This is a genomic window from Pseudomonas sp. P4_D7 (assembly GCF_056401755.1).
On record NZ_JBFUIR010000031.1, the window covers coordinates 1 to 13,123 of the forward strand.

15 protein-coding genes and 1 pseudogene are annotated in these 13,123 nt (G+C 57.0%); 2 read left to right on the forward strand and 14 right to left on the reverse strand.

Annotated elements, in window-relative coordinates; translation table 11 throughout:
* The coding region (locus tag AC1DVF_RS19460; RefSeq protein WP_477782995.1) for a hypothetical protein at positions 1-265 on the reverse strand (265 nt) is incomplete at its 3' end.
* A gap of 58 nt (positions 266-323) precedes the next feature.
* Entirely contained in the window at positions 324-770 is a 447-nt protein-coding gene (locus AC1DVF_RS19465) for a DnaT-like ssDNA-binding protein (protein ID WP_477782996.1), read from the reverse strand.
* Here AC1DVF_RS19465 and AC1DVF_RS19470 point away from each other — a divergent pair.
* Both AC1DVF_RS19470 and AC1DVF_RS19475 read left to right on the forward strand, forming a co-directional pair.
* Positions 760-1,119, forward strand: a pseudogene (locus tag AC1DVF_RS19470) (lysis system i-spanin subunit Rz); the annotation flags it as partial. The gene AC1DVF_RS19465 and the pseudogene AC1DVF_RS19470 overlap by 11 nt on opposite strands.
* A gap of 304 nt (positions 1,120-1,423) precedes the next feature.
* On the forward strand, positions 1,424-2,485 hold the full coding sequence (locus tag AC1DVF_RS19475) for an acyltransferase family protein (RefSeq protein WP_477782997.1): 1,062 nt from the start codon (positions 1,424-1,426) through the stop codon (positions 2,483-2,485).
* A gap of 67 nt (positions 2,486-2,552) precedes the next feature.
* Here AC1DVF_RS19475 and AC1DVF_RS19480 read toward each other — a convergent pair whose 3' ends face one another.
* From AC1DVF_RS19480 to AC1DVF_RS19535, 12 genes are all read right to left on the reverse strand, one after another.
* Positions 2,553-2,999, reverse strand: a complete 447-nt coding sequence (locus AC1DVF_RS19480) for a hypothetical protein (protein WP_477782998.1) — start codon at positions 2,997-2,999, stop codon at positions 2,553-2,555.
* Positions 3,000-3,966: 967 nt separating this feature from the next.
* Entirely contained in the window at positions 3,967-4,128 is a 162-nt protein-coding gene (locus AC1DVF_RS19485) for a hypothetical protein (RefSeq protein WP_175559572.1), read from the reverse strand.
* A gap of 324 nt (positions 4,129-4,452) precedes the next feature.
* Entirely contained in the window at positions 4,453-5,013 is a 561-nt protein-coding gene (locus AC1DVF_RS19490; RefSeq protein WP_477782999.1) for a fasciclin domain-containing protein, read from the reverse strand.
* Positions 5,014-5,247: 234 nt separating this feature from the next.
* Positions 5,248-5,532, reverse strand: a complete 285-nt coding sequence (locus AC1DVF_RS19495) for a hypothetical protein (RefSeq protein WP_093431037.1) — start codon at positions 5,530-5,532, stop codon at positions 5,248-5,250.
* Positions 5,533-5,790: 258 nt separating this feature from the next.
* Positions 5,791-6,021: a hypothetical protein gene (locus AC1DVF_RS19500; protein ID WP_008082703.1), complete on the reverse strand. Its 231-nt coding sequence runs from the start codon at positions 6,019-6,021 to the stop codon at positions 5,791-5,793.
* Positions 6,022-6,139: 118 nt separating this feature from the next.
* On the reverse strand, positions 6,140-6,370 hold the full coding sequence (locus AC1DVF_RS19505; protein WP_099759293.1) for a hypothetical protein: 231 nt from the start codon (positions 6,368-6,370) through the stop codon (positions 6,140-6,142).
* 71 nt (positions 6,371-6,441) lie between these two features.
* Positions 6,442-8,079 carry an ABC-F family ATP-binding cassette domain-containing protein gene (locus tag AC1DVF_RS19510; protein WP_477783000.1) on the reverse strand — a complete coding sequence of 546 codons (1,638 nt, stop codon included), beginning with the start codon at positions 8,077-8,079 and terminating at the stop codon, positions 6,442-6,444.
* Positions 8,080-8,222: 143 nt separating this feature from the next.
* A complete protein-coding gene (locus tag AC1DVF_RS19515) occupies positions 8,223-9,260 on the reverse strand; it encodes a DNA topoisomerase IB (RefSeq protein WP_093431046.1) in 1,038 nt (345 codons plus the stop codon).
* Positions 9,261-9,332: 72 nt separating this feature from the next.
* Complete coding sequence (gene modC / locus AC1DVF_RS19520; protein ID WP_477783001.1) at positions 9,333-10,412, reverse strand: molybdenum ABC transporter ATP-binding protein; 1,080 nt, start codon at positions 10,410-10,412, stop codon at positions 9,333-9,335.
* A gap of 3 nt (positions 10,413-10,415) precedes the next feature.
* Complete coding sequence (gene modB, locus AC1DVF_RS19525; RefSeq protein ID WP_093431052.1) at positions 10,416-11,096, reverse strand: molybdate ABC transporter permease subunit; 681 nt, start codon at positions 11,094-11,096, stop codon at positions 10,416-10,418.
* Position 11,097: 1 nt separating this feature from the next.
* Complete coding sequence (gene modA / locus AC1DVF_RS19530; RefSeq protein ID WP_320336672.1) at positions 11,098-11,865, reverse strand: molybdate ABC transporter substrate-binding protein; 768 nt, start codon at positions 11,863-11,865, stop codon at positions 11,098-11,100.
* Positions 11,866-12,035: 170 nt separating this feature from the next.
* Complete coding sequence (locus tag AC1DVF_RS19535) at positions 12,036-13,100, reverse strand: NAD(P)H-dependent flavin oxidoreductase (RefSeq protein WP_477783002.1); 1,065 nt, start codon at positions 13,098-13,100, stop codon at positions 12,036-12,038.
* Between the last annotated feature and the right edge of the window lie 23 nt (positions 13,101-13,123).

The following is a 13,123-nucleotide window of genomic DNA, read 5'->3' on the forward strand; positions in this document are numbered from 1 at the left end:
TGAGCTCTATCGGACTATCGACAGCTATCTCGTCTTGCGGCAGAACACCGACGGTCTGAGCTCTCTCGGTACCCGGTACGTGATGCACATGTATACGTACAGTTTCATCCTCGCTGACAAGCTCATACCTTATGTCGCCGCCAGCAGGACGCGCTAACGGCTCTAGGTTATAGCCAGGCGTTTTTTTTAATGACTCCAGAAGCGCCTCCTCACTACCAGCGCAAATGCTGACGGAGCGCATGTAGTACCCAACTTCCTTTTTCATGCCTAAATCCTATACTCGAAGCCAATAGCGGCGAAAAGACACTAGCATGGGAGAGCATTCAAAGCAGCCGGTTTGAGCCATAACACGAGACGATCGACAGGCCTCGCATGACAAGATAGTCAGCGAGCTGCGTCCTGCTCGGGGCATATGGCGGCGGCCGCATGCGAAAGCCAGGCGTATCTCGGTTGAGCCTGATGCGCCGACCGTTCGGTTCAGTGCAATGCGTCGGCTCCTCGATCTGGAAGCCTTGCTCGGCAGCGTAAAGCTCGGCAGCGAGCCGCACCTGCCCCCACTCAACCTCAAAAGGCACGAACGTTTCGGACAGCGTCTGATATTCGATCTTGCAGTCACGCCGAGGCCAGGCCATTGCCTGATCAGGATTGGCTTGACGTCCTTTCCACTGGCGACCGTTCATATCGGCGGCAGCGCGCAGCAGCAGTTCGACCTGCTCAGCCTCTGATTCAGGTACCCGGAACCCGTAGTAGTCTCGGTAAGCCGCCGCCACCGCGCAGCAGGCCGAACAGGACAGACGTTTGGCGCTTGAGCAGCGGCTGGCGGCCAGCGAGCAAACCCACTTCGAGAAAATGACCAATGCGCAAAATGACCAGGATCGCCTGCGCGATCGCCTTGCCACTGCTGATGTCCGGCTGTCAGTCCTCCTTGACGCAGCCGACGTTTCCAACGGCTGCAACGTGCCAGCCACCTCCTGCGCCGGCGGCGTGGATCATGCAGCCGTACGAGCCAGACTTGACCCGGCGCATGCTCAACGAATTATCGCCATCACCGACACCGGTGACCGGGGACTGATAGCGCTGCAGGCTTGCCAGGCGTACGTGAAAACGTTGGCTCAATGACGAGCAGCGTCGCTTTCTATGATGATGAAGAGCGCTTCAATCGTCGCGGATGGTAGGCGCCGCAACGCCTCAACTCGTTATACAAAGCTATCCGCGCTCGACCGCCATGCGGAATCGGCCTCACTCTGTACATCAGAACATGAGCGTCGAGCTTGCCTTGGAATGATAGTGGAAGCGAAAGCGACTACCTGCCGTCTGGACTGCTTCGGTTAAGCGTTCCCGCAACGGCGTAAACATCTGCGGGAGTTGCAAATTGCCGCATGCTAAAGTCGCGCCCTTGAACGGAACCCGGGGAGGGGCGGCCATGGCCGGCAAATTCAAAGCAGCGGAAGGCATCAGAGGCATTGCGTGCCTGATAGTGCTCGTACTTCATGCGGTAATAATCTTTTATTACGGTTATCACGGTTACTTTAACGGGATGGCCAACCTCGGGGTCTGGTTATTCTTTGTCCTGAGTGCATTTCTCTTAACGGTAAAGTTTGAGAAGGATGGGTTTTCTATAAACTCAGTATGTTCTTACCTTGTTGGCAGGTTTCTTAGGATCGTCCCGCTGTTCTCTTTTTTTGTTTTTGTCTATCTGTACTTCGGAACAGCGGATATCAACACGCTGGAAGATGCAAAAAAAGCTATCTTCATGGTTGAGGGATACCGCCACTTGTGGACGGTGCCAGTTGAATTTAAGTTCTATGCGCTGCTTCCGGTTGTTGCTTGTGCATTGATCTTAACGAAGAAGCGATACGGCTTATTCGCTTCAACATTACTTGGCGCCGCCATGATCGTTGCCCAACAGATGTTGTGGCCGTATTGGAAAATCCCAGGTCAAACTGTTGACCCGGTTTGGTATCTCTCTTGCTTCACCATGGGTGTAATGGCGGCGGTGTCGATCAGTGCTGTGGAGCGGCACGCAACAGATCGAATGGCGGACTTCGTCTTCTTTTCTGGGTTGGCATTGGTAGTTATTACTAGTCCATGGTTTCGATCGGTATTTTTTGGGATTGAACCTGATGGCTATCTTTCCAATAAAATTCTTCACTTCGGTGTCGGATGCTCACTAGTTACGATGTTCTGCATCACTGGCAAAGGGATTGCCGGGAAGATACTGACGAGTGCGCCGCTTCGCCTTATAGGCCGCTGGAGTTTTTCCATCTATCTTGGTCATTGGCTGTTGGTGATGAAGATTGCCGCTAACTATCATGAAAACTTTACTGCCTTGACGTTTTGCATCGTTCTCTCAATCTTGATGGGGGCTCTCACCTTTTATATGGTCGAGCGTCCGCTTGAGATTTTTCGTCACCGGTTCATGGCGGTCAGCGGGAAAGCAGCCGAGCAACTCAAAGTTCGGGTCTCAATAATGATGGCCAGATAAGTTCCCTTTTACTAAAAGCCCGCCCAGCGCGGGCTTTTATCTTATTCAACCATACACAAGCTTTATATCATCTTCGATACGGCGACCGAGGATCGCCGGCGCGCACTGACTTCGAATTAGGACAGGCTGCCTCAGGAATTGTCCCGCTGATTAGGGAAGGGTCTTTGAACGGATTGTCTCCGCTGAGGATCCGAATCTGGGTTCGCAACTCGGCTATGTGCTTGTCTTTCGCCATCAGTTCCCAGTTGCTCTTGGTCTCGATATCGGTAGCTCGCCGGCTGGCATCCGACGTTTCTGACCTCGAAACACTCAATTGAGAGCGGAGGGTTTCGCACTCGGCCGCCGCGGCAGCGTGCATCTCAACCAGCTTGAATATCCGCTCTCTGGACTGTTGCAGCTGAAGGTTCAGTTCCTCGAACTCATTTTCGTAGAGGGCCAACTGGTGCCGGCAAGTTTCGAGCGAAGTCGGGTTACCGAGCCAATCGTCGGTTTCTCCTATATAGAGGGGATCCACGGGGATGCCTTGTTGAATACTGTTTGCATATACAGTAATCGAGGCGATGCAAGCGGGCGAGGGTGAGGCGACGAGCTGTAGGATTTTGGATTGGTGTTTGTCGGCAGAACGCCGTAGGAGGGCAAAGCACTGTAGGAAAATACAGCGCTAAGTTGTTGATTCTTATAGGGAGTAATGGCGATTTTTTACCTTGCGATTTTAGGGTGGTTTCCCTTTTATATCAGTAGCTTACGGTAATTCCGAGGTCACCTTGACATGGTGGTGCTCTGGACAACGTCTTCGGAGCATCGCCTTATGCATAATCGGCATACTTGCCAATCAGCGTACGTGAGCCAAAAGGTGCCAGTACTACCAAATCTCGGCGCCTTTTTCCGGTCCGCAATCATTTGAAGGTATGCGGAAACATTGGGCTGCATGACAGGCTTTCGCGCTTCATTGCAGACCAGAAAACCTATCACAAGGCGCGGCCTGATTGATTTCCGCTCGGGACTTAAAATCCCCCGCTCGTAAGGGCGTGCCGGTTCGATTCCGGCTTCGGGCACCATCTTAAATCAAGGGTTTGCGGGCGAAAGCTGATGCAAGCCCTTGTTTGTTTCTGGTCCGCAATCATTTGGTTGGCATTGCTGTTTGCCCTTGCGATTCCTGATGTATGGCTCGGTCATTATCACGGTCGTACACTCAAGTTGATTCCCCGCCTGCAAAATCTCACGCTGGACTCTGCCTTGTCTGTACCTGCCTTGGCGCGCAAATCTTGCCTCTGAAACTCAGCCTTAAGCCATCCGTTCCGCTGGTCGCCGTTGGGCGCGGAGGGGAATGCATTCAGGTGGTGTGCCAGCGGTTTGATACGAGGCGGTTGTCATAGCTCGCAGTTTCATCCAAATCTCTCGATTGCCCAGCGGCTAATATCTGCAAGCTGCATGGCGTTACGAAAAGATGCCCGGACTTAGCCGGGCTTTTAGGGAAGAGTTCAGCGCGAATCCGCTTCTTTCGGAGAACGAGACGAAGTTTTTTCACTTCGTCTCCGAAGCCAGCTAAAGAACGCGTGCACCGGATGCAGGAAGGCCACAAGCACGCCGATGAGCATGATGATGAAGATGGCCACAAGCGGGATGCTTTCGTGCGAGAACATGGTGGGTTACTCCTGTAGTCACTATGTCGGAACCCGCAGCCTAGACGCATCGAACCATGTTTTCGATGAACGTATATTCATCCTTCAGCGCCTCGGTTGTGCTACAGCGAGGCTCACCAGTCAGGCGGTATCTGGAAATCAGCGAGCAACCAAAAGACCCTCCCGAGTTGGCTGGGTTATTTGAAATTTGGTTCGTAAAACATTCGCTGTATCGCCGCGCAACCGCCAGACAAAACCAGTTGCTCAATGCTGAACCCGCTTGTGAAGTGCCTGTTCGGGTATTAGCACCCGGCAAACTGTGCGTCCGCCGGGAACCCGGCGCGTTTAAGGCATCAAGACAGAGTCGACAACGTGGATCACGCCGTTTGACTGCATCACGTCTGCGATGCTGATACTTGCCTTACCACCTTTGGCGTCCACCACCCATAGCTTGCCTTCGTACAGCTTGATACTCAGCGACTCACCTTGAACGGTTTTCAGCATAACGGTGCCGCCGTTCTTTTTGGCCTCGGCCATTATTTGTGCAGATGTGTGAGTGCCGGACACAACATGGTAGGTCAGGATTTTGGTCAGATCGGCTTTGTGTTCAGGCTTTACCAGCGTGTCGACGGTGCCTGCCGGAAGCTTCGCAAACGCTTCGTTTGTCGGAGCGAAGACGGTGAATGGACCTTTGCTGTTGAGCGTATCAACCAGCCCGGCAGCCTTGACCGCCGCTACAAGTGTCGTGTGATCCTTCGAGTTGACTGCGTTCTCAACGATGGTTTTAGTGGGGTACATCGCTGCTCCTCCGACCATCACCGAGTCGGCGGCAAAGCTGAGCGTTGCAGTTACACAGAGAATGGCGAAGCAGGCTGCTGCAGCAATTTTTTTGTAAAAGGCATGCATGATGTATCTCCTTGGCTCTTGTGCCCTCCGAGTGAGGGTATTGGATCTACGAGCCAGCGATCAAAATGGATGCATCGGTTGTTGAAATGATTTTGTGAGTGCTGTCGGTGTCAGGCTTTTGTCCAGGTACTGGTGGCCGCTCATAACGGTGTGCCGGTTCGGCCACCCTGAATAGCAAAGGCCTGCATGAGTTTCCTCATGCAGGCCTTTTTTGTGCCTTGCTTACACGCACTGCTAGACGAATGCTTGCCCGCTAAAGCCGCGAGGCAAGCGCTGAAGACCGGCCATTGCAGTCAGGCGCTCGATCCACTCTGCGCGCCAGTTGGTTGCGCCGTGGGAGGTTTTGGCCTGACGGGCCATCCGGCGGGTGGCGTTGCGCTGATCCTTTCGCGCCTGTTTGTAGGCATCGGTATTGCGGCAACTGCGGCACTTCACGCGATTGAGTTCGCGGCTTGCCGACAGTTGTTTGCCTTTATGGCCGCAGGCCAGATGCCCGTCGACGTTGAAATGGATAACCATAACTGTCTCCTTTGCGACATGTATAAGTTATGACAACTCACGCACGGCAACCGTTCGCCATTTGGGCGCTGGTCAAAAAAACACCCACATGCGGGCGGGAGAGGGCGTTACTTTGCAAAGGAGTGATTTCACTGTCGTCGCGCAGATGCAGTCGTCACGTGAAAAACTGGAAAAATAGACATTACGGGCAGACACAAGCGCGGTGACTCCTGTGTCACCGCTAATGAGCAAATTCCTGACACCCTGGCCGGGTCGATGTCATCTGAACCGAGGCAGTGGCCGATCAACAGGCTTTAGCGCCGACAGCGTGTTGCGAATCAGCGGAGCATCCTTCTCGATGTCGTTCAGCCGGTCTCGGATGCGCAGGGCGGTGGGGTGTCCACCTTGGTGATCGACCCAGTCGGCGATCTCTTTGCAAGCGGCGGCGAGGCGCGCTTGTCGAGCGTCGAGCAGGGTGAGGAGGGTGGTGATGGACTCTTTTTCGGACATGGAACACCTCCGTTCTATGAAACCTGAGCTGCAGCAAAAAGCCCGCGTGTTGCGAGCCTTCTGCCGTGGGGCGCTGCTCCTTCAGCTGGTTTCAGTATAGACCCGCTTCTGATCGGCATCAGCCTGAAGACTGGCGGGCCGCTGATGGGGAACTCGCTGCGTTGAGGCGTCTGCATTCACGTCCTGCTTCACCCTCCGTGTCGTAGCCATCGCCGATGAAACCGCCAGTACGTGTGTCGCAGATGCGAAACCAGCTAGTGGCTTTCGCGGGATCATGCTGGCTGTCTTCGGCACGTCGGCCGTAAATAATGATCTTGTTGCAACGCTTCACGACGAAAATGTCTTCCATGGCGTCACCGCAGCTGATTCGTGTCAGATCAACTATAGAAGCCCTCGGCAATCGTGCAAAAAATAGGCAGGTCAGCTCGTCGGTTGCCAGCGCCAGCCTTCGGGGTGCCAGGTCAAACAATGGCTTGGGTTTAACGCCTGTAAAAACGCTTGATCGTGGGAAACCGCGACAATCGCTCCGGGAAATGCCTGCAAGGCGTGTTCGAAAGCGTGCACCGACGCCAGGTCCAGATGATTGGTCGGCTCATCCAGCAGCAGTAATTGTGCGGGCGTCTGGCGCCACAACGCCAGCGCAAGGGCTGCTTTCAAGCGTTCGCCGCCACTGAGTGAGGCGCACGGGCGGTTAACGCGTTGTGCGTCGAGTTGCAGATGAGCGAGAAAGCTGCGCAACTCACCTTCGCTCAAAAGTGTTTGCTGTGCCTGCAACTGATCGACAATCGATGTGTGCTCATCCAGCAGCTTCAGTTGTTGGTCAAGAAAGGCAAAAGGCACGTGCGTGATGCACTCGCCACTTACCGGCGCCCATTCACCTGCCAGCAATTTCAACAGCGTCGATTTGCCACAACCGTTGTGACCGCTGACAGCGATGCGCATCGGCCCTTGAATGGCGAGGTCAAGGCGGGTGGTGGGCGCATCTGCCGGTAACCATGGCAAGCACGCGTCGATCAGCGTGCACACCCGCCGATTGCTCGGCACCACGCTGCCCGGCAGATTGATCAGCACGCCGTCGGCGGGCAGGACGTTTTCGTACGCCTCGCGAACACGCTGATCCAGATCGGCCTTGCGTGCCTGGTGGCCGACTTTTACCTGCCCTATGATGTCCCGCGCAGCGGCTTTCAACGCTGCCCGCTCGAAGCCCGAAACGTTGGCACTTTGTGCGTGGCGACGGCTGCCGGCCGCGTGGCGCTGGATCGTGTCGTGCTCGCGTTGCAGCCGCGTACGTTCGCGTTGACGTTCGATACGGGCCTGATCGAGCTGTGCCTGCGCCGCCTGTTGATGGATCCTGCGTTGCTCGGTGAAATCCGAAAACCTTCCGCTGAAAACTGTTACTCCCAACGCCGTGAGTTCGACAATTCGCTGCATCTGCTCCAGAAGCTGGCGGTCGTGACTGACGATAATCAGGCCACCACGCCAGCGCTCAAGCAGGCTCATCAACCATTGCCGACCGGCGCTGTCGAGGTGATTGGTGGGCTCGTCGAGCACCAGCAATGGCGCCTGACTCAGCAGTGCGCCGATCAAAGCGATTCTGGCTTGCTGGCCACCGCTGAGGTGCTCGGTCAGATCCGACCCGGTGAGGTCGGTCAGCCCGGCCCCATCAAGCATCTGGCGCAAGCGCTCGGCCAGATCCCAGCGTTCATCGATGAGGTCGAAGTCGTGCGCAGTGGCAGCACCGCATCTTAGTCGCTCCAGTGCGCTGAGCGCCGGGGCCGTCCCCGTTACATCGGCGACGGTTTGCCCGGGTGTGGCGATGAACGTTTGTGCGACGTAATGCACGCAAACCGAGCGTGCCACGCTGCCGGTGCCGGGTTGTAACTGCCCGGCAATCAAACGTGCAAGCACGCTTTTGCCAACACCATTGCGCCCGACGATCGCAGTCGGTTGATGATCGAAAGTCAGGTTCAGGTCTTCGAACAGTGTTGCGCCATTGGCGAACTGAAAGCCCAGTTGATTCAGGGAAACGAGTGCGGGTGTACGCGAGACGTGAGTCATCGGCACCTCCAAAAAATGTCGTGAAAACTGACAAGCGCCGAGAACGGCGTGTCGCGATTACATTTTTAGAAGGCTGGATTGTTCACTGCTGCGGTCGTCCGAAGGAGGAGAGGTCGCTAGCCTAGATGACGCTCCCTTGCGGATCAAGATGCATCGGTCATCTCGCTCATTCGCTCGAGAAACATCGCCAGTGCCACTTCCTCCGCACGCAGGCCTTTGCGCACGCGCGGGCGAGGTAGTTCGGCGAGGGCGCCGAGCATGAATTTCTCCACCACGGCGGGGTGAATGTAGCATTTTCGGCACACCGCCGGGGTGTTGCCCAACTGCTTGGCGACGCCTTTGACCATCTCCACCACATGCCGCTTGGCCTCGGTCTCGGACTCCCATTGCAACTCGCGCAACACCGCCAGCGCCAAGGCACTGCCGGCCCAGGTGCGGTAATCCTTGGCGGTGAAATCGGCGCCGGTCAGGGTTTGCAGGTAGGCGTTGACGTCGGAAGAACTGACGGTGTGTCGCTCACCGTTTTCATCCAGATACTGAAACAGGTTCTGCCCGGGAATCTCCAGGCAACGCTTGATGATGCGTGCCAGACGCCGATCCTTGACGGTGATCTGGTGTTCGATGCCGCTTTTGCCGCGAAACTGGAACAGGATCGCGCTGCCGTTGACTTCGACATGTCGGCTGCGCAGGGTGGTCAGGCCGTAGGAACGGTTGTCGCGGGCGTATTGCGTATTGCCGACCCGGATCAATGTGGCGTCGAGCAGGGTGATCACCGTCGCCATGACCTTGTCACGACTGAAGCCGGGCGCGGCCAATAGCGCCTCCAGTTGCTTGCGCAGTTTCGGCAACGCGAGACCGAACTCACGCAGGCGCGAATACTTGTCGGCATCGCGCACTTCGCGCCAGCGCGCGTGATAGCGATATTGCTTGCGGCCACGGGCATCACGGCCGGTGGCTTGCAGATGACCGCGCGGATCCGGACAGATCCACACATCGGTATAGGCGGGTGGTACGGCAAGGGCATTGATGCGTTTGATTTCATCCGGATCACTGATGCGCTGGCCGGACGGCTCGAAATAGCTGAACTTGCCACGCAGCTTTTTGCGGGTGATACCGGGCTGGGTGTCGTCGACGTAATGCAGGTCGGATGGCAGGTCGGCAGTCAGCACGGTGTCGGGCATGGCAGTTTCCTTTGATGGCGCGGCGGTCTGTAAAACGATTGACCGCACGCCGTTGCCGTGGTGCCGAATGATTTAAGCGAGGACTGCGACCGCTTTGATCTGCGCCCATAAATGCTGGCCCGGATGCACGCCCAACTGGTCCCGGGAATAACGTGTAATACGCGCGAGCAGCGGAGTGCCGCCAGCATCAAGGCGAATCAACACGTGGGCGGCGTTGTCCGCCGATTGTTCGCTGACCACCGTCACCGGCAGTCGATTGAGGATGCTGCTGAATTCGCTGTTCTGCAGGCTCAGGCTGATATCCCGCGCGTGTACTTTGCAGCGCAGGGCCTGACCCGGTTCCATCGGCGCGTGCGTCACACGGATGCTCATCTCGGTGGCCGGCAATTGCAGGCTCAGCAGTTGATATTGCGCATCGTAGGCGCTGACCTGCCCTTCAATGATCACCCCGGCGTCATCGCCCATCGCCATCGGCAGGTCAAGACGTGCGAGGGTTTCGCCAATCGGGCCGCTGGCCAGCGCTTTGCCTTCGCTGAGCAAGACCAGATGATCGGCCAGTCGCGCCACTTCATCCTGGGCATGACTGACGTACAACAGCGCAATGTCCAGTTCGTCGTGCAGACGTTGCAGGTACGGCAGGATTTCACTTTTGCGCTGGCTATCGAGAGCGGCCAGCGGCTCGTCCATCAGCAGCAGTTTCGGGCTGGCCAGCAGGGCGCGGGCGATGCCGACACGCTGGCGTTCGCCTCCCGACAAATGCTGCGGATGACGCTCGAGCAAATGCTCGATGCCCAAGAGTTCGGTGGCCTGCGCCATGTCGACCCGACGCTGGGACTTGGCGATGCGCTTGAGGCCGAACTGCAAATTGGCCAGCACCGACAGATGCGGAAACAGGCTGGCTTCCTGAAATACATAGCCGAGCGCGCGTTTGTGTGGCGGGACGAAAATGCCGTTATCGCTGTCCTGCCAGACTTCATCGTTGATCTGGATGAAGCCATGTTCAGCGCGCTCAAGCCCGGCAATGCAACGCAGACAGGTGGTTTTACCCGAGCCGGAATGCCCATAAAGCGCAGTCACGCCACGGCCCGGCAAGTGCAGGTCGACATCGAGGCTGAAGTCCGTATAGACCCGTTTCAAACGCACATCGATCATCGATCAGCTCCAGCCTGCGCGGGTCTTGCGGCTGGAGTACAGCGCCAGCAACACCAGAAACGAAAACACCAGCATCGCCCCGGCCAGCCAGTGAGCCTGCGCGTATTCCATCGCTTCGACGTGGTCATAAATTTGTACGGAAACCACGCGGGTCTTGTCGGGAATGTTGCCGCCGATCATCAGCACCACGCCGAACTCACCGACGGTATGCGCGAAACCGAGTATCGCTGCGGTGATAAAACCGGGGCGCGCCAACGGCACAATCACGCTGAAAAACGTGTCCCACGGATTGGCACGCAAGGTCGCGGCCACTTCCAGGGGGCGGGTACCGATCGCTGAGAACGCGTTCTGCAACGGTTGCACCACGAACGGCATGGAATAGATCACCGATCCGATCACCAGCCCGGTGAAGCTGAACGTCAAAGTGCCCAGGCCCAGCCATTGGGTGAACTGGCCGAGAAAGCCGTGCGGGCCCATCATCAGCAACAGATAGAAACCGATCACGGTCGGAGGCAGTACGAGGGGCAGGGCGACGATCGCCCCGATCGGGCCGCGCAGCCATGAATCGGTGCGCGACAGCCACAGGGCGATCGGCGTGCCGACCACCAGCAGGATCGCGGTGGTCAGGGACGCCAGTTTCAGGGTCAGCCAGATCGCCGCGAAATCGGCGCTCGTCAGTGACATTTTAGAGCTGGTAACCGTAGGACTTGATCACCGCAGCGGCTTTCGGGCCTTTGAGGTATTCAACCAAGGCTTTGGCGGCGGCATTGTCTTTGCCTTTGTTCAGAATGACCGCATCCTGTTTGATCGGGTCGTGCATGCTCGCAGGGACGATCCATGCCGAACCGCTGCTGACTTTGCCGTCCTTGTAGATCTGCGACAGGGCGACAAAGCCCAACTCAGCGTTGCCGGTCGAGACAAACTGATAAGCCTGAGTGATGTTCTGGCCTTCAACGATCTTGGCTTTGGTGGCGTCGGTCAATTTCAGTTTTTCCAGCACTTGCGTGGCGGCCAGGCCGTATGGCGCAGCTTTCGGATTGGCGATGGACAGGTGCTGGTATTCGTTCTTTTTCAGCACTTCGCCTTTCGCATCGACATAACCTTCTTTCGCCGACCACAACGCCAGCGTGCCGATCGCGTAGGTGAAACGCGAACCTTTGACGGTCTCGCCTTCTTTTTCGAGTTTTTCCGGGGTGGTGTCGTCAGCGGAGAGGAACACTTCGAACGGCGCGCCGTTCTTGATCTGAGTGTAGAACTGGCCAGTGGCGCCATAAGCTGCGACCAGTTTGTGCCCGGTGTCTTTTTCGAAATCGGCGGCGATGGCCTGGATCGGCGCGGTGAAGTTGGCTGCCACGGCCACCTGCACTTCATCAGCCTGAACTGTGCCGACGGCGAAGACGGCGAGCAAAGAGGCCAGGCAACCAGGGGCAAGACGTGAGGCACGAATGGTCATGTAACAGCTCCGTTATTGACGAGTGCAGCGGGCAGCTATTGTTTGAAGTGGGCTGCGCCGATGCGAGGGGTGAATTCGCTATATAGCGAAATATATAGCGAAATGCCGCCAAACAGGAAGTGTTGGTTAAAACCAGCGTGAGGATGTTTGAATCTTCACGCTGTGCAGCTTCAGCGGCGAGCGAGTTTTGCCAGTGCGCCTTCGGCCAATTGTCGAGTCAGTTCAGCGCTACCGAGGTCTTTGCCCAAGGTGAATGCCTGACCGGCCCAGAGGTTGGCAAACTCTGCTTCGTTGATCGCTCGCAGCGGCATCAGCGCACCCCCGGCCAAGGGAAATGCTGGTGCCTGGGGCGAAATCGGGCCCAGTTCACGCATGACGCGGTTGAGAATGCCCCGTGCCGGCCGCCCGGTAAAAATATTGGTGATTGCCGTTTCGCTTTCCTTGGCGGTGCGCAGCGCCTTGTGGTGAGCGGCGCTGACTTTTGCTTCCGGCGTGAACAGATAGGCGGTGCCGACCTGTACCGCTGAGGCCCCCAATATAAACGCCGCCGCCATGCCGCGCGCATCAGCAATTGCCCCGGCGGCAATCACCGGTACGCTCACCGCATCGACCACCTGAGGCACCAGGGCAAACGTGCCGACCTGACTGCTCAGATCATCACTGAGAAACATGCCGCGATGGCCGCCGGCCTCGTAGCCCATGGCGATAATCGCGTCGCAGCCGTTCTGTTCCAGCCAGATCGCCTCATCGACCGTCGTGGCCGAAGAGAGAATTTTCGCCCCGGTTGCCTTGACCCGCTCGAGCAAGGATTTCTCTGGCAGACCGAAATGGAAGCTCACCACTTCAGGTCGAAACTCTTCCAGCACTTCACAGGCTGCGGCATCGAACGGCGCGCGGTTGGACACCGGCGTCGGTGCAGCGAAATCGGCGCCCAGTTCACGGTAATACGGTTCCAGTAAATGCTTCCAGTCACGTGCACGTTGCTCATCGGCTGCCGGTGGCTGATGGCAGAAGAAGTTCACGTTGAAGGGCTTGTCGGTGTGCTGGCGGATGGTTTTCAGCTCTTCGCGCAATTGCTCGATGCTCAACATCGCGGCCGGCATCGAACCCAGGCCACCGGCATTGCACACGGCGATGACCATGGACGAATTCGTCGCACCGGCCATCGGGCCCTGGATGATCGGCAATTCAATGCCGAGCAGATCAAGAAGACGGGTGTCTGGCCATTGGCTCATGAGGGCGGTTCTCCAAACGGTGT

Bases quoted from the DNA above. Each gene is read 5' to 3' on its own strand.
- AC1DVF_RS19475 (WP_477782997.1), top strand. From the start codon at position 1,424: ATGGCCGGCAAATTCAAAGCAGCGGAAGGCATCAGAGGCATTGCGTGC.
- AC1DVF_RS19485 (WP_175559572.1), bottom strand. From the start codon at position 4,128: ATGTTCTCGCACGAAAGCATCCCGCTTGTGGCCATCTTCATCATCATG.
- AC1DVF_RS19490 (WP_477782999.1), bottom strand. From the start codon at position 5,013: ATGCATGCCTTTTACAAAAAAATTGCTGCAGCAGCCTGCTTCGCCATT.
- AC1DVF_RS19495 (WP_093431037.1), bottom strand. From the start codon at position 5,532: ATGGTTATCCATTTCAACGTCGACGGGCATCTGGCCTGCGGCCATAAA.
- AC1DVF_RS19500 (WP_008082703.1), bottom strand. From the start codon at position 6,021: ATGTCCGAAAAAGAGTCCATCACCACCCTCCTCACCCTGCTCGACGCT.
- AC1DVF_RS19505 (WP_099759293.1), bottom strand. From the start codon at position 6,370: ATGGAAGACATTTTCGTCGTGAAGCGTTGCAACAAGATCATTATTTAC.
- AC1DVF_RS19510 (WP_477783000.1), bottom strand. From the start codon at position 8,079: ATGACTCACGTCTCGCGTACACCCGCACTCGTTTCCCTGAATCAACTG.
- AC1DVF_RS19515 (WP_093431046.1), bottom strand. From the start codon at position 9,260: ATGCCCGACACCGTGCTGACTGCCGACCTGCCATCCGACCTGCATTAC.
- modC (WP_477783001.1), bottom strand. From the start codon at position 10,412: ATGATCGATGTGCGTTTGAAACGGGTCTATACGGACTTCAGCCTCGAT.
- modB (WP_093431052.1), bottom strand. From the start codon at position 11,096: ATGTCACTGACGAGCGCCGATTTCGCGGCGATCTGGCTGACCCTGAAA.
- modA (WP_320336672.1), bottom strand. From the start codon at position 11,865: ATGACCATTCGTGCCTCACGTCTTGCCCCTGGTTGCCTGGCCTCTTTG.
- AC1DVF_RS19535 (WP_477783002.1), bottom strand. From the start codon at position 13,100: ATGAGCCAATGGCCAGACACCCGTCTTCTTGATCTGCTCGGCATTGAA.